Origin of the sequence: Mucilaginibacter celer (assembly GCF_003576455.2) — a bacterium.
GTDB classification, from domain to species: domain Bacteria; phylum Bacteroidota; class Bacteroidia; order Sphingobacteriales; family Sphingobacteriaceae; genus Mucilaginibacter; species Mucilaginibacter celer.
In genome coordinates this window covers 1,654,937-1,675,214 of sequence record NZ_CP032869.1, presented here as the reverse complement: position 1 = coordinate 1,675,214, position 20,278 = coordinate 1,654,937, and the positions used below count along the sequence as shown (strand labels likewise).

Genomic DNA, 20,278 nt, shown 5'->3' with positions numbered 1-20,278 from the left:
TTAAAATTGCCTTGAGATGATAATTGCCAGCCCCTCTAAATCTCCCCCGGTTGGGGAGACTTTTATTTTAGCCCTCCCTTCCGGGGAGGGTTGGGTGGGGCTAATATTTTCCTACAATCACTTTATAAAACTGATCGAAGTTAAAGTAAGTGTTGGCTAATTTTATCAATTTCTCCGAAGTGATATTTTTCACTGTATCCGTATACCGATCATAATAATCATAATCCAAACCGGCAAAATGGATGGTTTTGAATTTATCAGTATGCGAAAAAATATTTTCCAGGCTGCCCAAGGTCGAGCCGAGCATATAGTTGCGCACTAATGATAGTTCATCTTCGGGCACCAGTTCGGTTTTAAGCAGGTTTATTTCCTTTTCAATTTCGCCAACGGCAGCTTTACACACATCGGCACCAACTTCGGTTGCTAAAAAGAACGCACCGCCTTGTTTAAATGATGCCAGGCCCGAACCTATGCCATAAGTATAGCCTTTATCCTCGCGGATATTAGCCATTAGCCTCGAACCAAAATAACCACCTAAAACAGTATTTAAAACCTGTAACGACTGAAAATCTTCATGCTTACGGTTAATTGTAGGCATACCAATTCTGATGGCCGATTGTAGCGCATCCGGTCGCTCGGTAAAATAAAACAACTCTGGTGCCGGTTTAAACGCTGTTTGCCCGGTTGTAGCCTGCGCTGAGGTATTTGCCCATCTATCGCCAAAAGTATCGGTTATCAAGCTAAGCGTTTGCGGTTCAATCTTACCAGAAATAATGATGGTACAGTTTGCCGGCTGGTACATTTGCTTGTAATGGGCCAGCATATCATCGCGGTGCAGGGTTTGATAATCGGCCATTTCGGCGGCGTAGCCAAAAATTGTGGCACCGTATACGGCCCGGTTAAAAGCACGGCGTGCCAGAATATCATTTTTTTGCACGCTAACCTGTAGCTTTTGCTGCTGGTTACGCTTAAAAGTTTCCAGTTCTTTTTGCGGGAAGATGGAATTGTTAAGGATATCAGCAATTACAGGCAAGGTGTTATGCAGATGCTTATTCAAAGTATACAACGTAACCTGCGAGTTTTCATAGCCGTAATCAACCTGCAAAAACGCGCCGTAAAAATCAATTTTATCAGCAATTTCAGATGCAGATAACGATGTTGTACCATCTGAAAGCATCGTATTAACCGCCATATTTAACAGCGGTTTGGCAGGATCAAAAGTGAGGTTGCCAAAAATCCATTCGATACGCACCAGTTCCTGGTCGCCCGAGTTAAAGCAAAACAGGTTGCAGCCATTACCAAGCTTGGTATGCTCAGGGTGGATGAGTTTTATATTTTCGATAGCCCTCGATTCGGGAGCTAATTTTCTGTTGATCATATTAATAACAATTTGTCCGAATCAGAATTTACAGAATTTTAAAATTTTCAGAATTAAAATGCGTTATTCTGCTAATTCTCAAATTCTGTAAATTCTGATTCAGACGATTTACTTTTCTGCCAAATAAATCAGCGTTGATGAATTTTCTTTCCTGAACAGTTTCTGAGCCTGTGCTTTAACCTGTCCGGCAGTTACACCCAGGTATTTTGATGTTTCCTCGTTTAACATATCGGCATCGCCAAGCAGTTCGTACTGGGCCAGGTTCATGGCTTTATCCAGTAACGACATTTCGGCAAATATCATGGTCGATTCGGTTTTGTTTTGAACTTTGGTCAACTCGTCGGCCGGGATCTCTTCAGCTTTTAGTTTTTCAACCTGTTCCCACAGGGCAGCTTCGGCCTGTTCAATGCTGATACCTTCCAGTGGTTTACCTTCAAGCACAAACATGCCTTTATCAAGGCTGCCTGTAATGTAGGCATGCACTTCGCTGAAGATTTGTTTTTCTTTAACCAGGGCCTTGTACAGGCGCGATGAATTACCGCGTGACAATACATCCGAAACGATCTCAGCGGCATAATAATCCGTGTCAAGTCTCGCCCCCATCTGGAACGCGATGTACACGTCATTAAGCGGCACTTTGGCGGTCACGGTTTCACGGCGGGCCTCGGTTTGCTCCGGCTCCTGCGGTAGGTTACGGGTATATTTTTCGCCTGCCGGGATGCTGCCAAACCATTTTTCGGCAAGTTCTTCTACCTGCGCAGTGGTTACATTGCCCCCAACAACCATAATGGCATTTTGAGGGTTGTAATGTTTTTTGAAGAAAGCTTTAACATCTTCAATCTGCGCGTCCTCGATATGTTTAATGGTTTTGCCGATGGTGGCCCAGCGGTAAGGATGCTTTTTATAAACCAGTGGGCGCAGCTTTAACCAAACATCGCCGTAAGGCTGATTTAAGTAGCGCTGTTTAAACTCTTCAATTACTACGTTGCGCTGCACCTCGAGGCTTTTTTCGCTAAAGGCGAGGCTGAGCATGCGGTCGCTTTCCAGCCAAAAGGCGGTTTCGATATTAGCAGCCGGCAGGGTGATATAGTAGTTGGTGATATCGTTACTGGTAAAGGCGTTGTTTTCGCCCCCTACCCTTTGCAAGGGCTCGTCATAAACGGGGATATTTACTGATCCGCCAAACATCAGGTGTTCGAACAGATGGGCAAAGCCGGTTTGTTCAGGATCTTCGTCGCGCGCGCCAACATCATACAGAATGTTAAGCACGGCCATAGGGGTTGTATTATCTTCATGAACAATAACCCGGAGGCCATTATCCAGTGTAAATCGGTTGAATTTAACCATGTATCTTCTAAATATTATGAATACGGATAGCAAATGTATAACTTTTGCCGACAATGAATGTGCCCTATAAAAATGAACGGGCGTTTTACTATAAGCCAATCTGTTTTTTTTACTTTTAAGCTACCTAAAATGACCGACGACGAGCTTATACAAAAAATAGCGAACACCATTGGCAAGCTTAAGGTGCTTGAACTCGGCCGTATTTTAACCGAGCAGCAGTTCAACCTGCGCGATCTGATCGACATCACCTTTCATCCGGATAAGCCCCTTGCCTTCCGTGCCGCATGGCTACTTGAAAATATGTTTTTGAAGGATGCCGATGTTTTTACTGATAACCTTGACTATTTAATTTTACGCTTCCCGGAGGTTACCAACCCTGGCTGCCAACGGCATTACGCCAAAATACTAATGCATGCCACGGAGGAAAAAGATACATCCCCGGTAAAACAAAAGCTAAACAGCCTTGATCTTGAACCTGTTGTTGAACAGCTTTTTGATTGGATGATAAACCCCAAAGTTAAAATAGCGGTTAAAGTATTTGCAGGTTGGGCTTTGCTCAATTTAAGGCAACGATACCCCTGGATAACAGATGAATTACCCGCTCAGCTACAATTTTTAATGCGTAACGGTACGGCGGCTATACAAACTGCAGGGCGAAAAATGATGAAGGAATTAAGCTCATAAAAGCCAAAAGCCGGCAACAAATATTCCGGCTGTCCCTACCGCGATATTTGTTACCGACTTTTAACTTAGAACTTTATACTCACACCTTCCGGCTTATGCTATGCCGTAGGCCTGTCTTCGCCGTGCAGGTTATGGCTTACCTGGCCGTGGTGCAGCTTGGCAGCCAGGGCAGATGAGCTGTCATCGGCATAGGTACCGTAGGCGTTTACTAAAACCCCTTTCAGCTTATACTTATCTGATGACACGGCGTACACGATAGACATATCCGAAGGGTTGCTGGGACCTTCAAAACGATAAAATTCATCTATTTCAAAGTCGTCAGCAGTCATCTGAATATTTTTATCATTATCGTTTATCGTATCGCCATCAAGGCTTAAATTTTCTGTATATCCCCTTTTCAGGAGGTCGTTAGTGCAATCCACTAAGGTTTCATAATTTTTCATGGTGATGTTTGCTTAAGGTAATTGGATAATCCCACTGATCACCCTCTGATATGTATAACTACAAAAACCGCGGGGTTGTTTTGGCTGGGATCAATAAAAAAGTCCCGCTGTTAAAAAACAGCAGGACTTAAAACTAACTTGTGAAAAAACTCTCTGAAAGAAATTATCTTACTTATTGTGCCTTAGCCAACCAGTACGAAGCATTCAGATGGAAAGCAGAATGTGAGGTAAAGCCCGACGGTGCATCGCCCGACCAGCCATTGAACAAGCCATCACCAGTATCGCCTGTGCCATCATCGGCATCCGAGCTATCACCAATCCACACTACACGGCCTGAGCCATAAGTTGCCAATAAAGCCATAGCATTAGCATTGCCACCATTGGTAGCGCTGTTACGCCAGAATAGACCTTGTACGCTTGAATTATTAGCAGGGGTTAAAGTTGCAGTAGAGCCATCGTAGAAAGCCATTTTTGAAGCCGCACCAGCCGCGCCGTTCAATACTTTCTGCGCGTTGGTATTAGTACCGGTGTACACATTGGTTGATGGGCTTTCGCTGATATCAACATAATTTACGCTGAAACCGAACGGATTGCTGTTGTTGATGCCGTTGTTGGTCATCAAATCATTCCAAACACGTGGCGAATCGTAGCCGTCACCATCGCGATCAGATGGGTTGTAACCATTGGCATCGGTACCTGCTGTGGTAGCTGCGGTATGGTCGGCAATCATGAATAAGCCGCCGCCGTTGGCTACAAAGTTCATTAATGCCGTTTTTTCGGATGCGGTAAATAAACGGTTAGGTTCGCAAACGATGAACACATCATAGTTGCTCAAATCCTGCGCGCCGCCGCCGCCGTAGGTGATTCCTGTACCTACAGGCAGGGTTTCAACCAGTTCGCCTTTTTTTACCAGTTCAACAGCCCAGGCCGATAAGGCACCTTTCCAGTAAGTTTCGGAGGTTGAGCTGGTGATGCCGGTGTATGCAGGGGTCGGGATACGTTGAGCCTTGGTTTCTGTAGTAGTACCGCCGGTGTAGATTGGTACAGCCTCGGTGCCATCGGCATCTATCTGCCAATCGGCACTGCCTGCGTTTTCAAGGTGGCTGGCATCGAAAAGGAATTTTTTACCTGCTATAACAGTGCCGCCGCCTGTACCGCCGCCTGCGTTATCGTCAATGGCAATATCATCAATATTGATACGGTTGCTGCCGCCGCTTAACTTGCGGATCTCCAAACGCACATTACCGGTTTGGGTAATGGTAAAGGTTGAAGTTGCAAGGCTGGCGGTAGTGGTGATAGCCGAGCCCGATTGCGTCCATGATGAACCGCCGTTGGTTGAATAGAACAAGCCCCAGGTACTTGGGGTATCACCATTGTAAGTAGCGCTTTTAATAGATACCGTGCTGATACCGGTGGTAACATCAAACAACATGGTAATTTTACCGGTGTTACGCACGCGGGCGCTCCATGAACCGGCACGTTGATCGGCAGCGAGATTGCCTATCAGGGCATCGTACATGTTCCATGAATTGCCCGACAGGGTTACGTTATCACCACTTGATGAACCTGTTGGCGATACATCATAAGCTGTTTTTGGGCTGGTTCCTCCCACTTCAAAGCCTTGGGTAAGGGATACGGCTAAGGTTTTGATGGTTTTGGTTGTGGCAGTTGGCTCTGTGGTTTTTAAACCGGCAATTTCGCCGTTTTTTTGGCAGCCCGCCATCAATCCTGTTGCGGCCACGGCCAAGATCCATAACCGTGGATTAGTAAATTTTAACATAGTGCTTTTAGGTTTTAATGTATAAGTTAATAATATTAATTTTACGGTAAAAATGTAAAAAAGTTGATACCGGCGCGTTGCTATTTTATTAACTTATTATTAAGAAAAGATGGCTAAACCGATATATCTTGGATGGGGGTGTTTAATCTCTGTTCCAGTTTTAAAGGTGGAACACTTTGCGTGAAGTTAAAAAATGGAACACCTGATAATCAGGATATTGCAAAACCGTTAAAAATTCAAAAAATAAAATTGGAACACTTTACTTCTGATAATCAGTTTTTTATAAAAATAAAAAATAAAAAATGGAACACCCTGTTTTTAAAAGTGGAACACTGACATGAATGTGGCAGTATAGTAAAGGCAACAGATGGTAATGTCCGGCTTCACGGTTGTTGTGGTTGTCGCCAATAACGGCGGGGGCATGACAACATTGTACGTATTTCACCTAACCAACAACGGCCGAGTATTAACAAAAAAAGAGCAGCCCGTGGGCCGCTCTTTTCATTATATATTAGGTTATTATTATAGCTTACTTAGCTGCTTCGGCAGCTTCCTTAGCCGAGTTAAGGAACACAAACTGGTTATCAAACATATCGATTTTAATGGTATGATCTTTATCCACCGTTCCGGCAAGGATCTGTTTCGACAGCTCGTTCAGGATCTTTTTCTGGATCACCCGTTTTAGCGGACGGGCACCAAACTGCGGATCATAACCTAACTGGGCCAGCCAATCCAACGCTTCGTCTGATGCTTCGATGGTTATACCCATTTCGGCCAGGGTTTGCTGTACCTGTTTAAACTGCAGCTTCACAATATCATGAATTTCATCGCGGTTAAGCGGGGTAAACATGATGATCTCGTCTATCCTGTTCAAAAACTCCGGACGAATAGTAACCTTCAACAGGTTAAACAACTCATTTTTGGTTTTGGCCACCAGTTCATCCCTGTTCTCGTCTTCCAGGTTCTGGAAGTTTTCCTGGATAATGTTTGAGCCGATATTGGAGGTCATGATGATGATGGTATTTTTAAAGTTCACCACCCGGCCTTTATTATCGGTTAAACGGCCATCATCCAAAACCTGCAACAGGATGTTAAACACATCCGGATGGGCTTTCTCAATTTCATCCAGTAGTACCACGCTGTAAGGCTTCCTTCTCACTGCCTCGGTTAACTGCCCGCCTTCATCATACCCCACATAACCCGGAGGCGCCCCTATCAGCCTTGACACAGCATGGCGTTCCTGGTATTCACTCATGTCTATCCGCACCAACGCGCCTTCATCGTTAAACAGGTACTCGGCCAAAGCCTTTGCCAGTTCGGTTTTACCTACACCGGTAGTACCTAAAAATATAAACGAACCTATTGGCCTGCGTTTATCCTGCAAGCCCGCGCGGCTGCGGCGGATAGCATCACTTATCGCTTCAATAGCTTCTTCCTGGCCAGCTACACGCTTGTGCAGTTCGGCCTCGAGGTTAAGCAGTTTTTCGCGTTCACTTTGTATCATTTTGCTCACCGGGATGCCTGTCCAGCGGCTTACCACACCCGCAATATCGTCGGCGGTAACTTCCTCTTTCAGCATGCGGCTGTCACTCTGGTTTTCCAACAGGGCGGCTTTCAGTTTTTCAACCTCGGCCTGGGTTTGTACTATGGTACCGTAACGCAATTCGGCTACTTTGCCGTAATCGCCTGCACGTTCGGCCTGTTCGGCTTCCAGTTTATAATTTTCTATCAGCTCAACTTTGGCGTTAATGCCGTCAACCAAGTCTTTTTCGCCCTGCCATTTGGCACGTAACGAATCGCGCTGCTGCGACAGGTTGGCAATTTCTTCGCTCAGTTCGGCAACCTTTCGGTCGTCTTTTTCACGTTTAATGGCCTCGCGCTCAATTTCCAGCTGCATAATGCGGCGCTCGAGCTCATCAACCACCTCGGGTACCGAATCCATTTCCAAACGGAGCTTTGAGGCTGCTTCGTCCATCAGGTCGATAGCTTTATCGGGTAAAAACCTGTCGGATATGTAACGCTGCGACATTTCTACCGAGGCTATGATAGCCTCATCTTTAATCCTCACCTTGTGGTGGGTTTCATAACGTTCTTTCAAACCACGAAGGATAGAAATAGCATCGGCAGCATCAGGCTCCTCAACCATTACTTTTTGGAAACGGCGTTCGAGCGCTTTATCTTTTTCTAAATATTTTTGATACTCGTTAAGGGTGGTAGCACCTATCGAGCGTAACTCGCCACGGGCCAAAGCTGGTTTCAGGATATTGGCGGCATCCATAGCGCCCTCGCCCCCACCGGCACCTACCAGCGTGTGGATCTCATCAATAAATAAGATGATCTCACCATCGCTTTGTGTAACTTCTTTTACAACAGCTTTCAAACGCTCTTCAAACTCGCCTTTGTATTTGGCACCGGCAATCAAAGCGCCCATATCCAACGAGTAAACCACTTTGGTTTTCAGGCTTTCGGGCACATCGCCTTTGATGATCCTGAAAGCGATACCCTCGGCAATGGCAGTTTTACCAACACCGGGCTCACCAACCAAAATAGGGTTGTTTTTAGTACGGCGAGATAGTATCTGGATAACACGGCGAATCTCATCATCACGGCCGATAACCGGATCCAGCTTGCCTGAGCCTGCATATTCATTCAGGTTACGGGCATATTTATTCAGGGCGTTATATGTCGCCTCGGCGTTTTGGTCGGTTACTTTATTATCACCACGTAAAGCGATGATGGCTTTCTTCAGATCTTTTTCGTTAACGCCCGCGTCTTTAAGCATCGTGCTTACCGGGCCGCCAGCCGCCAGGATACCCAACAACATATGCTCTACCGAAACAAATTCATCCTTAAATTCTTTAAGGTAGCCGGTAGCTTTTTGCAGGGCCGAGTTTGCTTCGGACGACAGGTAAACATTACTCCCGCTCACTTTAGGGAACGATGCTATCTGCGCATCAAGCGTATCGTTTAACCGGTTAAGGTTAACGTTTAATTTTTTTAATAAGTAGCTAATTACGTTTTCATCAACCAGCAGCAATCCTTTGAGCAGATGTGCGGTCTCGATGGCCTGCTGTTGGTTACCAACAGCAATTTCAGAGGCTTTTTGAACCGCCTCCTGGGCTTTTATGGTAAAGTTGTTAAAATTCATAGTACTCAGTGTTAGTCAAATTATCGGCCAGAGCAGTCATTGTGAAAAATTGTCATTTAAAACTAAACCGAAATGACACTTTGCCATGGTTATTAGCAATTTACGGCCTGTTAAACAGAACAAGCGGCCCGGCAAATTGTCGTTTTGCCATGCAAAAATACCCCCTTAGGTTGTATTTAGCGTCATGGGCTTATCAATTTCAATTTGTCACAACCCTGTTACACAGTTTGAAAATATTTTCATAATTTTGTTTTAATCCAGATTAATATCATTGAACGCCCGTTTCTTTTTCAACAGCCTTCCGGTAAAGTACAGAGCCCAATACCGGGATTATTATACTTACCAAAACCTTATTGCGGTAAGGGCGGCGAGTATGATATTCCTTGTGCTTAATGTTGTTATCCGGGTGCTTTACCTTGCTTTTCCGGTAAGCCTCACAAAAGCGCAAAATTTTCCGGAATTTAACTTCAGCAACTGGGTATTCATCATCATAACCCCGGTATTCCTGATAGCGAGCAACCTTTTTATTGTTGACTATAAAAAGCAAAAAAAAGGCACTACGGGCATGGCGTTGCTGGTATTTTTGTTTGCGCTGTACATCATCGTGTGCGGCATGTACTCGAGTTTTATAGCCACTTCCGATCCGAGCAATGCACTAACGCTGTACCTGATAGCACTTTGCCTTATCAGCGTAATATTTGTTTTTGAATATTACGAAACCGTTCTATTACTTGTTGCAATAGAAGTATTTTTCACTTCGCTGCTTTTTTACAGCCAGACACCGGCTACCGATATGCTGTATAACCAACTGATCTCGGCTATATTGCTTTCGGCTTTTTATTTTACGTCGAGGTATTTTTTCACCTATAAAGCCAATTACTATTTACAGGTGATCGAGATTCGCGAAAAAAACACGGAGATTGAGAAGGCCGGCGAATTTAAAAACCAGGTATTGGGCATGGTAGCCCATGATCTGCGCAACCCGATAGCCGCTGTTGAATCGATAGCGATGATGATGGAACTTGACGAGGTAGACGAGGAAACGCAGGACAACATCAACATGATGAAGGCATCGTGTGCCAAAGCCCGAAGCATTATTGATGATTTGCTGGAGGCCGCCCGCGATGAAAATATAGCCGTTTTTGAAACCCGCAACACCGAGCTTAACCAGATGCTTACCGGCATTGTAGCCGATTGGCGCTTACAGCAAAGCAATAAGGTTAACGTGGTATTCAGCAGTTCGGCCAACCCTGTTTTCGCGCAAATCAATCACGAAAAATTTCACAGGGTTATTGATAACCTCATCAGCAACGCGGTAAAATTTTCAAAAGACCGCGACCGCGTGGATGTACGCCTGTCGCAGCAAAGTGACGGCCTCACTATCGAAGTTCAGGATTACGGCCTGGGCATCCCGGCCAATATCCTTCCCGAAATTTTCAACCGTTTTTCAAAAGCAGGCCGTACGGGTTTACGAGGCGAAAAATCAACCGGTTTGGGTTTGAGTATCGTAAGGCAGATTATTGAAAAGCATAAAGGCAGCATTACGGTAACCAGTACCGAGGGTTTAGGATCGACGTTTACTATTAAATTGCCTGCTACAGGGGCTATGGTTTTGGGTGACCTGTTGAAGCCCGCCGAAAATTCCAGGCAGGCGGTGTGATGGTTCACGCAAAGACGCGAGGGCGCAAAGTTTTCGTAGCTACTTTATTTAGACTACTCTTTGCGACTTAGCGTCTTTGCGAGCTTAAAAACTTGCGGCTTAATCACTCCGCGCTCTTATAAAACCGTCCATCAAAATTCACCAAAAACAATTCGGTAGTAGCTCTTGTAAGCGCGGTATAAAACCATCGTAAAAAATCCATATTGATCATTTCATCCGTAAGATACCCCTGGTCAACAAATACGGCATCCCATTGGCCGCCCTGTGCTTTGTGGCAGGTTATGGCGTAGGCAAATTTAATTTGCAGGGCGTTGTAGTAAGGATTAAGCTTCAGTTCGTTATGCATCATGCGTTTGTTGGGCAGGTGCTCGTAATCCTTCATCACCTCGGTATAAAAACGCTTCTGATCGTCCTGGCTCAGTGCCGGCGAATCGGCATAAATAGTATCAAGCAGTACTTTACAATCCAACGTTGGGTCTTCGGCGTAGTCAATAAATTCCAATTGCACATCGGCAAACCTGAAACCATACATATCTTCGGTGCGGCGCACTTTTACTATGCGGGCAATATCTCCGTTGGCAATAAAGGCGGTGCTGGCTTCCTCTTTATCCTGTAGCCAGAAGTAGTTGTTTTTTACAATCATCACCTGGTCGCCGCCGGTAAGTTCTTCTTCGCGGTACAGGATGCGGTTCCGGATTTGCCCGTTGTACTGGTTGGCGTTTTTGTTCGACCGGCAAATCACCAACGTACGATCATGCCCATATTTACGGTATGCATATTCCAGGCCCTCGGGCAGGCGCTCACCGGTCATGCGGTATACATCTTTATAGCCTTTGGTTATTATTTGCGGCACATCAATCTCTTCGGTACGAATCAGATCGCGGATATTGGTAGCATTATACAAAATTCCCGAATCTTTTTGCTGGCGCAACACCTCTGTAAGCTCGTAGTTAAATACAGTAAGCCCAAATTTTTCGCTCATCAGTTTTTCATCAAGCGCCGGGCTATCCTCTGCCCCTACCGGCGGTAACTGGGCTGTATCGCCAACCAGCACCAGTTTGCAGTTTTTATCGTTATAAACGTACCTCAGCAAATCAAACAATAAGGATACCTGGTTGTGAGTATTGGCTTCGTCCGAGATCATGGAGGCTTCATCAACAATAAAAAGAGTATCGCTCGCGAGGTTATCGGCCAGGGCAAAACCCTGATCCATAGTTAACGCCGATTTTTTGCGGTAGATGCGCTTATGGATAGTAAAAGCCTTGCGGCCCGAATAATTGGTGATCACCTTAGCGGCCCGGCCCGTGGGTGCCAGTAAAACTGCTTTATAGTTATACTGGCGCAGGGCTTTCACCAACGCGCCAACTATGGTTGTTTTACCGGTACCGGCGTAACCCTTCATTATAAAACACTCGTCGCCCTCATTGCTTTGCAAAAACAAGTGCAGATGGTTAAATAACTCCTGCTGCTGCGCCGTTGGCTGATGCGGGAAGGCTTTGCGGATATGATCGGGATTTGACACCTTGCAAAAATGATGATAAGTAATTTAATTGAGTAAGATTAGTTTTACATTTGAGCCATGGAATTTGACAATAACGACGAACAAAAATACAGCGACGACGATTACGTAGATATTTACTCAAGGAGGGCCATATTCTGGTTTTCGACCATTTTCAACGTTATATTTGGAGGAGTGTTGCTTAGTATTAATTTGCGTTTGGCCGGTTTTAAACGGGCCGCTTCACAAATATTGTTCTTTTCGGTTTTTTATGAATTTGCGGCCTCGTTTGCTGTACGGGCTTTAAATATAAAAATAGATCCTGCCGCAATAAAAGCAGCCCAATCCGGCGCTATTTTAACACCTGAGCAAATACAAGGCCCCTTAACGCTTTTAGGCGTTGTACTTGTATTACATGCCACCGGCGGCCTTATCCTCAGTCGGTACTTTTTTAAAAAGTATTTCCCGGATGATGACTATTATGCCAAACCTGTTTTAAGTGCGATATTCTTCGCGATTATGATTACCCTGGTATTAAATTTTTTAATAGGCGGAATATAACAGCAATACAAAGTTTGGGATCCCCCCTATTTGCTATCAGCCAAAAAATGTTACTTTTGTTAAAACCGGTATGAGCGAACACAATTACACTTACCACGACGATAGCTTTAGTTTGGATAAAACTGAAAGTTATACTTTATTGATACAGGTTGAGGCCAATACATTTTCGTATGCTATAAGCAACAACGGACACCTGATTGCCTGGGCTGAAAACCACCCGCTTGATGAGTTGAGCGATCCGCAGGAACTGCTTGATCTGCTATCGGCCCGTTATCACCATGTTATTATCGGTTTGCCTGCCCAAAACTTTACACTGGTACCTACCGATTTGGCAACTGCCGAACGCCTGCCCAACATAGCGCGCTTCTTAGATGTTAAAGCCGATAACCGGGTGCTGGCCCAGGTACTTGATGAAGAAAACATAATTGTTTACAAAACCCCGGCTACTGCCGTAAATGCTGCCGAAGATTTTGGCTTACGGAATACTGTTTTTACCTCAAAAGGCTGGTTAACTGCCATAGCACAAAATAATCCGGGCAATAATAATCTATATCTTAACGTAGAGAATAATAAGGTGGAGATCTGTCATTTTGCCTTGGGTAAACTTCGTTTTTACAACGCCTTTGATTTTACAGGCGATGATGAGCTGGTTTATTTTGCTGTACTGGTTGCCGGAGAGCTTAACCTCGATGCCAGATACACCAGCCTGTACATAAGCGGCGATATTGACGAAAACGATAGCAAACTCACCCGCCTTGCCGAGTTTTTCAGAAAAGCCGAGGTTAATACCTTACAGGTGCTTCAATTACCCAAAGAGATAGTGCCGCACAGGGTGCTATCAATAGCTGCCCTTTCATTATGCGCATCATCGGAGGTAGCTTAAAAGGTTTACGACTTAACCCGCCCAAAAACTTACCTGTACGCCCCACTACCGATCTTGCTAAGGAGGCATTATTCAATATCCTGCTTAATCAGATTGAATTTGAGAGCATCCGGGTGCTTGACTTGTTTAGCGGCACGGGCAATATTTCGCTCGAGTTTGCATCGCGGGGTGCAGAACAGGTTATTTCTGTGGATAGAAGCATCCATTGTGTTAACTACCTGAAGGATACATCGCGCCAGCATCATTTAACTCAGATAAAAACCTACCGCGAGGATGTATTTAAATACCTGAATATCGAAACTGAACAATACGACCTGATTTTTGCCGATCCGCCTTACGATCTGAATCGTATTCCTGATCTACCCAAAGTTGTTTTTGAAAAAAATCTGCTTAAGCCCGATGGACTGCTCATAGTTGAGCATCAATCTATGCAAAACTTAAGCAACCACCCTGCGTTTGTGGAACAGCGAAAATACGGACATTCGTCGTTTTCGTTTTTTAGGCCTAACTTCCAGTAGTTAATACAAGCACCCCATTTTCTATAAACTCCAGGGTTTTATCATCATCAGCATTGGTGATGATAGCACTGATGCTGTTAAGGCTCGCGAAATTCAGATAGGTCTCCCGCCCTATTTTACTATCATCACAAAGAATATAAGTATAGCCGCTATTTGCCGCAAAAGCTGTGGTAATAGAAGCTTCGTTTTCGCTGTTGGCAAACAAGCCGGCGGCAGAAATTCCGTCAACACCTAAAAAAGCTTTGTTTGTGCGATATTTATTAATATGTTCAATGGCGGTGGTGCCATGTACTGCCTGTCGTTCTTTATCCAGTTCGCCTCCTATAATATTAACGCTCACGGCGCTATCCTGCAGTTCGTATACTACGGGCAGCGAATTGGTGATCACTTTGATCTTTTTATTTTTAATAAATTGGCAAAGCCTGAAAACCGTGCTGCCGCAATCCATAAATACAATATCGCCATCATTAATCTGCGCTGCCGCGCGGCGGCAAATGGCATCTTTAACAGCAGCATTCTGTGCGCTTTTGTTTACAAAATCATGCGGCTTCCCGAGCGGGTTTACCTTTACAGCCCCGCCGTGGGTGCGATAAAGTAAGCCATCGGCAGCCAGTTGATTTAAATCGCGACGGGCAGTTATCTCCGAAATTTGAAGCAGTGCAGCAATATTTTTAATATCAACTTCGCCATCGGCCTCAAGCTGCACCATTATTTTTTGTTTTCTTTTTTGAAAGTTCATTTGAATAAACTTAATTTGTTCAAAAATAATCAATATTGATCAAAAAAAATCAAAAATGAAAAATATTACGATCCTTAAAACCGAAATTCTTGCAAACTTCAGATATATCCTCCGCAAAATAACCTACGAAGCCACCCGGAGCGATGGCACCACATCCGTACAGGAACGTGAAGCTTACGACCGTGGTAACGGCGCAACCGTGCTGCTTTACAATAAAGCACAGCAAACCGTAGTGCTGATAAAACAATTCAGGCTCCCCACCCTGCTTAACGGCAACCCCAGCGGCATGCTGATAGAAAGCTGTGCCGGCTTACTGGATAAAGACAACCCGGAAGAATGCATTAAACGCGAGATTGAAGAAGAAACCGGTTATAAAATAGATGAAGTAAAAAAAGTAATGGAAGTATATATGTCGCCCGGATCGGTTACCGAGATCTTATACTTTTTTGTAGCCGAATACCATAAAGACCTTAAACTTTATGACGGCGGCGGCCTGGAAGAGGAAAATGAGGATATAGAAGTATTAGAATTACCGTTTAAAGATGCGTTGGAAATGGTTAAGACAGGTGAGATTAAAGATGCCAAAACCATTATGCTGTTGCAGTATGCTGAGATTAATAGGTTGATTGGGTGAGTTGTTGATTGTCTGAACCGGAATTTGGGGGAATTAAGGAATTAACAGAATGCTTAGGTAAATTCGATAAATTCTCAAAATTCCCCCAAATTCAAGTTCAGACAAATCGGTGTAATCAATCCATAATCGGCGTAATCCCAAAAAACAAAAAACAACCATTCACCCAATCAACTTAATCAACCATTCACTACTTTTACCCCCATGAAAACAGCGCTTTTCCCGGGGTCGTTTGATCCTATTACCAAGGCACACGTTGATATTGTAAAACGCTCGGTTGAGTTGTTTGATAAGTTTTATATAGGCATTGGTGTAAACAGCAGCAAAAAAGGACTGTTAACCATCGAACAGCGCGAGCAGATGATCAGGGCCGTTTTTGCACATGATGAGCGCATCCATGTAATAGCCTACGAAGGATTAACGGTAGATTTTTGTAAAAGCATAGGCGCGGCCTACATGATCAGGGGTATTCGTACAGTATCTGATTTTGAATACGAAAAAGCCATCGCCCAGATGAACCACTCGCTGGCACCCGATATCGAAAGCATTTTTATTGTGAGCAAACCGGGCTATTCGTCCATCAGTTCAACTATTGTGCGCGAAATTATTCGCTACAGCGGCGATGTAAGCCAGTTTATTCCGAAAGAGGCATTACCTTATTTGTAACCAGCTTTTCTTTGTGCAGCACATCCATTATGGATGGAAAGGTATTATCGATGATGGGTTCGATGTGTTCCTTTTCAAACCAGCGCACGTCGGTTATGCCCTCTTCCTTTTGGGGCTTTAGTTTATCTTTGGCTTTGCTTTTCATGGCATACCAGTGCGTTTTTTTCAGCACCACTTCGCCGCGGTTAACATACACGTGGTAGGTTTTGCAAATTTTTTCGTTAAGCTCGCTTACTTTGATACCGCATTCTTCTTCAACCTCACGTACTGCTGCTTCCTTTACACCTTCTTCTTTTTCTATTTTGCCTTTAGGCAGGTCCCACTTATCGTTGCGGTAAATGAACAAATATTGGCCCTTGGTGTTCTTAACCAGGCCCCCGGCGGCTTCAATTAGTGTAATGCTTTTTTTAACTGCCTTAAAATATACCTTTGCATTGGCTGTTTTTATATAGAAAAGCTTATTCGGGTTAGCGAGGATCCATGTGTATATAATTTTAAGGTCAAAGGTCTCTGCATCAAGCTTTTCAAAATTATCTGCGTGTTTTGGTTCAGATTCTGTGATGAGGATAACCTTTTCGTTAATATAAATTCTGTATTTTTGAGCCATGTTTACTAATAATGAGATCGAACAACAAGTAGCCGAATTCCTGCTGCAAATTAAAGCAATTAAATTACAACCCAATAATCCTTTTACATGGGCATCGGGCTGGAAATCTCCAATTTACTGCGATAACCGCGTTACACTTTCTCATCCAACCATCCGTACCTATATCAGGCAGCAATTGGTTGCCGCCATACAGGATAAATTTGGCGCGGTTGGCTGCATTGCGGGCGTTGCAACTGCCGGCATTCCGCAAGGGGCGTTAGTAGCACAGGAATTGGGTTTACCGTTCATTTATGTACGCTCAAAACCAAAAGAACACGGTACAGGCAGCATGATTGAAGGCGACGCGGAAACCACATCGGGCAAACGTGTTGTTGTGATCGAGGATCTGCTATCTACCGGTAAAAGCAGCCTGCAAGCCGTTGAGGCCTTACGTGCAGCCGGTTATGATGTTGCAGGCCTTGCCGCCATCTTCACCTACGGCTTTGATGTTGCCGACGAAAACTTTAAACAGGCCAACTGCCCTTTTGTAACGTTATCAAACTACAACGCACTTATTAAATACGCTGTTGAAAATCAATTTATCAGCGAAAAAGATGTCGACCTGCTTAAACAATGGCGTGAAAACCCATCTGTTTGGGGTGACCGTTGATTTTTTTGATTACGTTGATTTCGCTGATTTTTCCTATCAATTCTGAAAGGCGGTCTCAAATCTCATATCTAACATCTCAAATCTACCTACATGAATACGTTCACCAGCAAAGTAAGCATCAATAAACCATTAAACGTAGTTTATGATTTTTTGACCGATTTTAATAATCACCAGAAACTGATGCCCGATAATATACAGGAATGGACTTCAACTACGGATGAAGCCCGTTTCAGCATCCAGAATATGGCTAAGCTTGCTTTAAAGATCAGTGAACGTATCCCCGGCCAGCTAATCACCATTATCCCTGCCGAAAAACCTCCGTTTGACCTGGAACTAAAATGGTCGTTATCTTTCGACAACGACCATACTGATGTTTTATTTACAATCGGCGCAGAACTGAGCATGATGATGAAAATGCTGGCATCAGGCCCCCTGCAAAAATTAGCCGATCACGAAACACAAAGCCTGCTTAACCTTTTAAGCTAACAATGAGTTTCTGCCGTAAAGTATACTTAATATACTTTGCGTTTGTGTGTATTGTTGATGGCGATTACCACATTGATGATAATTAAGCCGATGATTAATGCTCCCATGACCATTGTTAATTTTTATTAAATAATGCGTTATACTAAATGTTAGTCAAAGGTTGTACCACTATGCTATAATTGGCTGATATGATGTTTTAACGAAGGTTTTGCACTTTTAGTTTACATTAAATTATCATTTTTGTGTAATTGTATGCCCATAAGTAATATTTGTGGGGAAAACTATTGCTCCCCGAAAATCCACATCCCATAATATCGCCACGAGATATCGTTAAAATGAAGATTTTAGCGTATTTTTGCGCCAAATTATAGGTGCAGCATGATCACGGTATCCAATCTTTCTTTACGTTACGGTAAGCGAACTTTGTTTGAAGACGTTAACCTGAAATTTACACAAGGCAATTGCTATGGCATTATAGGTGCCAACGGCGCGGGTAAATCAACCTTCATGAAAATTCTTTCGGGAGATATTGATCCTACCAGCGGCTCGGTAAGCTTTACCCCCGGCGAGCGCATGGCGGTATTAAGCCAGAATCACTATGCTTTCGACGAATTTTCGGTTTTAGAAACTGTAATGATGGGCCATAAGGAAATGTATGCCATCATGAAAGAAAAAGATGCCATTTACCTTAAAGAAGATTTTAGCGATGCCGATGGCGAACGTGCCGGCGAACTGGAAAACCTTTTTGCCGAAATGGACGGCTGGAATGCCGAAAGCAATGCCGCTACCCTGCTCAGCAATTTGGGTATAAAAGAAGAGTTTCATTACCAACTGGTAAAGGACCTGGATAATACCCAAAAAGTACGTGTGTTATTAGCGCAGGCCTTATTTGGTAAACCCGACATTTTGCTACTGGATGAGCCTACCAACGATTTGGACATTCATACCATCAGCTGGCTTGAAGATTTCCTGGCATCGTACGAAGCCATTGTACTGGTGGTATCGCACGACAGGCACTTTTTGGATACCGTATGTACCCACGTAGTAGATATTGATTTTGGTAAGATGACCATCTACACCGGTAACTATACCTTCTGGTACGAATCAAGCCAGTTAGCTCTTAAACAACGCGCCGAGCAGAATAAGAAAGCCGAAGATAAGGTTAAGGAGTTACAGGAATTTATCCGCAGGTTTAGCGCCAACGCCTCTAAATCGAAACAGGCTACCAGTCGTAAAAAAGCTTTGGATAAGATCAATCTTGACGAGATCCAGCCTTCAAACCGTAAATATCCGGGAATTATTTTCAACAACCTGGGCCGTGAAGCCGGCGACCAGATCCTTACCGTTGAAAACCTGGGCAAAAAACTTAACGGCGAGGTACTATTCGACAATATCACCTTTACCGTAAATAAAGGCGATAAAATTTCTATCCTATCGCAAAACAGTTTAGCTACTACTGCCTTTTACAATATTTTAACCGGCCGCGATAAAGATTTTACCGGCACCTTTAAATGGGGTGTAACCATTAACGCTGCCGATATCCCGAATGATAGCAGCGAATACTTTGAAGGTAAAAATGAAAACCTGATTGATTGGTTGCGCGAATACTCGCCGGGCGAAAAAGATGACCAGTTTATCCGTGGGTTTTTAGGCCGGATGCTGTTCTCGGGCGAGGAAGTTATGAAAAAGTGCAGCGTACTATCAGGTGGCGAAAAAATGCGCTGTATGTTTAGCCGTATGATGCTGCAGCAAGCCAACCTGCTGATGTTTGACGAGCCAACCAACCACCTCGACCTCGAATCGATCACCGCGCTTAACAATGGCATGAAAGATTTCCGTGGAACCATCCTGTTCACCTCGCGGGATCATGAATTGGTTGAAACCGTGGCCAACCGCATAGTAGAACTTACACCGGGTGGCTATATCGACAAACTGATGAGTTACGACGAGTATATCAACAGTGCCGTAGTACAGAAACAGCAAGAAGAGCTTTACGCCACTGCATAAAGCATTTGATAATAAAAAGAGGCCCGATTATTTCATGATAATCGGGTTTTTTATTTTTTAAAAAACCGGTTATGCCAAACCGAAAGCCTGGTTTTCAAGCTGGTTAATGGTCGATTCGTCGCTGAAAAGGTAAAAATGATCTTTGGTGTATGAGTACTGAACATTTAAACCATGCTGAGAAATAAAATCTTTTACAAATTTCTCGTACTGTGCCTTGTTTACTTTAAGTAATTTTCTTTTTTTCATAGGGTTAGGTGTTAATATCTGCAAGATAAACACATTTTATTAAGAAAACAACAACCACACATACAAATTGTTGCAAAAATGTTAATTTTCATTTTTTACCGTAGAACTACGTTGTTTTTATGGGTGAAAACACCTATTAATTAATCGTCAATAAATTGACTTTTAGCTAACAAACTCTGCTATTAGGATAGTGGATTTAGATATTTAAAACAAAATAAATTTGCATATTTGCTGCCCGGTATTTACCCGTACCGACTCCGTAGCTCAGCTGGTAGAGCAAATGACTCTTAATCATTGGGTCGAGAGTTCGAATCTCTCCGGGGTCACTATTTTAGGCAAGTTGTCAA

The 20,278-nt window shown here is 43.8% G+C and carries 20 protein-coding genes and 1 tRNA gene; 12 read left to right on the top strand and 9 right to left on the bottom strand.

What is annotated here, in order from left to right:
* Positions 1 to 100: 100 nt before the first annotated feature.
* Both HYN43_RS06630 and HYN43_RS06625 read right to left on the bottom strand, forming a co-directional pair.
* Positions 101 to 1,378, bottom strand: coding sequence for a M16 family metallopeptidase (locus HYN43_RS06630; protein ID WP_119408696.1), 1,278 nt, complete (start codon positions 1,376 to 1,378; stop codon positions 101 to 103).
* 108 nt (positions 1,379 to 1,486) lie between these two features.
* Positions 1,487 to 2,725: a M16 family metallopeptidase gene (locus HYN43_RS06625; protein WP_119408695.1), complete on the bottom strand. Its 1,239-nt coding sequence runs from the start codon at positions 2,723 to 2,725 to the stop codon at positions 1,487 to 1,489.
* A 129-nt stretch (positions 2,726 to 2,854) separates the two neighbouring features.
* On the opposite strand from HYN43_RS06625, the gene HYN43_RS06620 reads away from it, so the two are divergent.
* Positions 2,855 to 3,409 (top strand): hypothetical protein, encoded by a 555-nt coding sequence (locus HYN43_RS06620; RefSeq protein WP_162996343.1) that lies wholly within the window; start codon positions 2,855 to 2,857, stop codon positions 3,407 to 3,409.
* Positions 3,410 to 3,507: 98 nt separating this feature from the next.
* Here HYN43_RS06620 and HYN43_RS06615 read toward each other — a convergent pair whose 3' ends face one another.
* Together HYN43_RS06615 and HYN43_RS06610 are read right to left on the bottom strand one after the other, a co-directional pair.
* A complete protein-coding gene (locus tag HYN43_RS06615; protein ID WP_119408693.1) occupies positions 3,508 to 3,852 on the bottom strand; it encodes a phosphoribosylpyrophosphate synthetase in 345 nt (114 codons plus the stop codon).
* Between the two features lie 172 nt (positions 3,853 to 4,024).
* Positions 4,025 to 5,632, bottom strand: coding sequence for a hypothetical protein (locus HYN43_RS06610; protein ID WP_205589887.1), 1,608 nt, complete (start codon positions 5,630 to 5,632; stop codon positions 4,025 to 4,027).
* Positions 5,633 to 5,764: 132 nt separating this feature from the next.
* On the opposite strand from HYN43_RS06610, the gene HYN43_RS30210 reads away from it, so the two are divergent.
* Positions 5,765 to 5,968 carry a hypothetical protein gene (locus HYN43_RS30210; protein WP_162996342.1) on the top strand — a complete coding sequence of 68 codons (204 nt, stop codon included), beginning with the start codon at positions 5,765 to 5,767 and terminating at the stop codon, positions 5,966 to 5,968.
* 193 nt (positions 5,969 to 6,161) lie between these two features.
* Here the strand turns inward: HYN43_RS30210 and clpB are convergent, their stop codons facing one another.
* Positions 6,162 to 8,780, bottom strand: coding sequence for an ATP-dependent chaperone ClpB (gene clpB / locus HYN43_RS06605; protein ID WP_119408692.1), 2,619 nt, complete (start codon positions 8,778 to 8,780; stop codon positions 6,162 to 6,164).
* Positions 8,781 to 9,051: 271 nt separating this feature from the next.
* On the opposite strand from clpB, the gene HYN43_RS06600 reads away from it, so the two are divergent.
* Positions 9,052 to 10,440, top strand: a complete 1,389-nt coding sequence (locus tag HYN43_RS06600) for a sensor histidine kinase (protein WP_119408691.1) — start codon at positions 9,052 to 9,054, stop codon at positions 10,438 to 10,440.
* Between the two features lie 103 nt (positions 10,441 to 10,543).
* On the opposite strand, the gene HYN43_RS06595 is transcribed toward HYN43_RS06600, so the two are convergent.
* Positions 10,544 to 11,962 (bottom strand): ATP-dependent DNA helicase, encoded by a 1,419-nt coding sequence (locus tag HYN43_RS06595; RefSeq protein WP_119408690.1) that lies wholly within the window; start codon positions 11,960 to 11,962, stop codon positions 10,544 to 10,546.
* A 57-nt stretch (positions 11,963 to 12,019) separates the two neighbouring features.
* Here HYN43_RS06595 and HYN43_RS06590 point away from each other — a divergent pair, with 57 nt between their 5' ends.
* From HYN43_RS06590 to rsmD, 3 genes are all read left to right on the top strand, one after another.
* Positions 12,020 to 12,499, top strand: a complete 480-nt coding sequence (locus HYN43_RS06590; RefSeq protein ID WP_119408689.1) for a hypothetical protein — start codon at positions 12,020 to 12,022, stop codon at positions 12,497 to 12,499.
* A gap of 70 nt (positions 12,500 to 12,569) precedes the next feature.
* Complete coding sequence (locus tag HYN43_RS06585) at positions 12,570 to 13,382, top strand: DUF3822 family protein (protein WP_119408688.1); 813 nt, start codon at positions 12,570 to 12,572, stop codon at positions 13,380 to 13,382.
* Positions 13,358 to 13,900 carry a 16S rRNA (guanine(966)-N(2))-methyltransferase RsmD gene (rsmD, locus tag HYN43_RS06580; protein ID WP_119408687.1) on the top strand — a complete coding sequence of 181 codons (543 nt, stop codon included), beginning with the start codon at positions 13,358 to 13,360 and terminating at the stop codon, positions 13,898 to 13,900. Before HYN43_RS06585 ends, rsmD begins: the two co-directional genes overlap by 25 nt.
* On the opposite strand, the gene HYN43_RS06575 is transcribed toward rsmD, so the two are convergent.
* Positions 13,887 to 14,639, bottom strand: coding sequence for a DeoR/GlpR family DNA-binding transcription regulator (locus HYN43_RS06575; RefSeq protein WP_119408686.1), 753 nt, complete (start codon positions 14,637 to 14,639; stop codon positions 13,887 to 13,889). The genes rsmD and HYN43_RS06575 overlap by 14 nt on opposite strands.
* Before the next feature lie 55 nt (positions 14,640 to 14,694).
* Between HYN43_RS06575 and nudK the strand changes: the two genes are divergently transcribed.
* Positions 14,695 to 15,273 (top strand): GDP-mannose pyrophosphatase NudK, encoded by a 579-nt coding sequence (gene nudK, locus HYN43_RS06570; RefSeq protein WP_119408685.1) that lies wholly within the window; start codon positions 14,695 to 14,697, stop codon positions 15,271 to 15,273.
* A 201-nt stretch (positions 15,274 to 15,474) separates the two neighbouring features.
* Positions 15,475 to 15,936: a pantetheine-phosphate adenylyltransferase gene (gene coaD / locus HYN43_RS06565; protein ID WP_109608620.1), complete on the top strand. Its 462-nt coding sequence runs from the start codon at positions 15,475 to 15,477 to the stop codon at positions 15,934 to 15,936.
* Here the strand turns inward: coaD and HYN43_RS06560 are convergent.
* The gene (locus tag HYN43_RS06560; RefSeq protein ID WP_119408684.1) at positions 15,905 to 16,543 is read right to left on the bottom strand and encodes an NUDIX hydrolase; all 639 of its coding nucleotides are present in this window, start codon (positions 16,541 to 16,543) and stop codon (positions 15,905 to 15,907) included. The two genes, coaD and HYN43_RS06560, sit on opposite strands and share 32 nt — an antisense overlap.
* Between HYN43_RS06560 and pyrE the strand changes: the two genes are divergently transcribed.
* The 3 genes from pyrE to HYN43_RS06545 all read left to right on the top strand — a co-directional run bounded on the left by pyrE (position 16,542) and on the right by HYN43_RS06545 (position 19,685).
* Positions 16,542 to 17,192, top strand: coding sequence for an orotate phosphoribosyltransferase (pyrE, locus tag HYN43_RS06555; RefSeq protein WP_119408683.1), 651 nt, complete (start codon positions 16,542 to 16,544; stop codon positions 17,190 to 17,192). The two genes, HYN43_RS06560 and pyrE, sit on opposite strands and share 2 nt — an antisense overlap.
* 90 nt (positions 17,193 to 17,282) lie before the next feature.
* Positions 17,283 to 17,678 carry an SRPBCC family protein gene (locus HYN43_RS06550; RefSeq protein ID WP_119408682.1) on the top strand — a complete coding sequence of 132 codons (396 nt, stop codon included), beginning with the start codon at positions 17,283 to 17,285 and terminating at the stop codon, positions 17,676 to 17,678.
* Between the two features lie 378 nt (positions 17,679 to 18,056).
* Positions 18,057 to 19,685, top strand: a complete 1,629-nt coding sequence (locus HYN43_RS06545; RefSeq protein WP_119408681.1) for an ABC-F family ATP-binding cassette domain-containing protein — start codon at positions 18,057 to 18,059, stop codon at positions 19,683 to 19,685.
* A 69-nt stretch (positions 19,686 to 19,754) separates the two neighbouring features.
* Here the strand turns inward: HYN43_RS06545 and HYN43_RS30205 are convergent, their stop codons facing one another.
* The gene (locus tag HYN43_RS30205; RefSeq protein WP_162996341.1) at positions 19,755 to 19,931 is read right to left on the bottom strand and encodes a hypothetical protein; all 177 of its coding nucleotides are present in this window, start codon (positions 19,929 to 19,931) and stop codon (positions 19,755 to 19,757) included.
* Positions 19,932 to 20,184: 253 nt separating this feature from the next.
* On the opposite strand from HYN43_RS30205, the gene HYN43_RS06540 reads away from it, so the two are divergent.
* Positions 20,185 to 20,257, top strand: a tRNA-Lys gene (locus HYN43_RS06540).
* Positions 20,258 to 20,278: the final 21 nt, after the last annotated feature.

Bases quoted from the DNA above. Each gene is read 5' to 3' on its own strand.
- HYN43_RS06630 (WP_119408696.1), bottom strand. From the start codon at position 1,378: ATGATCAACAGAAAATTAGCTCCCGAATCGAGGGCTATCGAAAATATA.
- HYN43_RS06625 (WP_119408695.1), bottom strand. From the start codon at position 2,725: ATGGTTAAATTCAACCGATTTACACTGGATAATGGCCTCCGGGTTATT.
- HYN43_RS06620 (WP_162996343.1), top strand. From the start codon at position 2,855: ATGACCGACGACGAGCTTATACAAAAAATAGCGAACACCATTGGCAAG.
- HYN43_RS06615 (WP_119408693.1), bottom strand. From the start codon at position 3,852: ATGAAAAATTATGAAACCTTAGTGGATTGCACTAACGACCTCCTGAAA.
- HYN43_RS06610 (WP_205589887.1), bottom strand. From the start codon at position 5,632: ATGTTAAAATTTACTAATCCACGGTTATGGATCTTGGCCGTGGCCGCA.
- HYN43_RS30210 (WP_162996342.1), top strand. From the start codon at position 5,765: ATGGGGGTGTTTAATCTCTGTTCCAGTTTTAAAGGTGGAACACTTTGC.
- clpB (WP_119408692.1), bottom strand. From the start codon at position 8,780: ATGAATTTTAACAACTTTACCATAAAAGCCCAGGAGGCGGTTCAAAAA.
- HYN43_RS06590 (WP_119408689.1), top strand. From the start codon at position 12,020: ATGGAATTTGACAATAACGACGAACAAAAATACAGCGACGACGATTAC.
- HYN43_RS06585 (WP_119408688.1), top strand. From the start codon at position 12,570: ATGAGCGAACACAATTACACTTACCACGACGATAGCTTTAGTTTGGAT.
- rsmD (WP_119408687.1), top strand. From the start codon at position 13,358: ATGCGCATCATCGGAGGTAGCTTAAAAGGTTTACGACTTAACCCGCCC.
- HYN43_RS06575 (WP_119408686.1), bottom strand. From the start codon at position 14,639: ATGAACTTTCAAAAAAGAAAACAAAAAATAATGGTGCAGCTTGAGGCC.
- nudK (WP_119408685.1), top strand. From the start codon at position 14,695: ATGAAAAATATTACGATCCTTAAAACCGAAATTCTTGCAAACTTCAGA.
- coaD (WP_109608620.1), top strand. From the start codon at position 15,475: ATGAAAACAGCGCTTTTCCCGGGGTCGTTTGATCCTATTACCAAGGCA.
- pyrE (WP_119408683.1), top strand. From the start codon at position 16,542: ATGTTTACTAATAATGAGATCGAACAACAAGTAGCCGAATTCCTGCTG.
- HYN43_RS06560 (WP_119408684.1), bottom strand. From the start codon at position 16,543: ATGGCTCAAAAATACAGAATTTATATTAACGAAAAGGTTATCCTCATC.
- HYN43_RS06550 (WP_119408682.1), top strand. From the start codon at position 17,283: ATGAATACGTTCACCAGCAAAGTAAGCATCAATAAACCATTAAACGTA.
- HYN43_RS06545 (WP_119408681.1), top strand. From the start codon at position 18,057: ATGATCACGGTATCCAATCTTTCTTTACGTTACGGTAAGCGAACTTTG.
- HYN43_RS30205 (WP_162996341.1), bottom strand. From the start codon at position 19,931: ATGAAAAAAAGAAAATTACTTAAAGTAAACAAGGCACAGTACGAGAAA.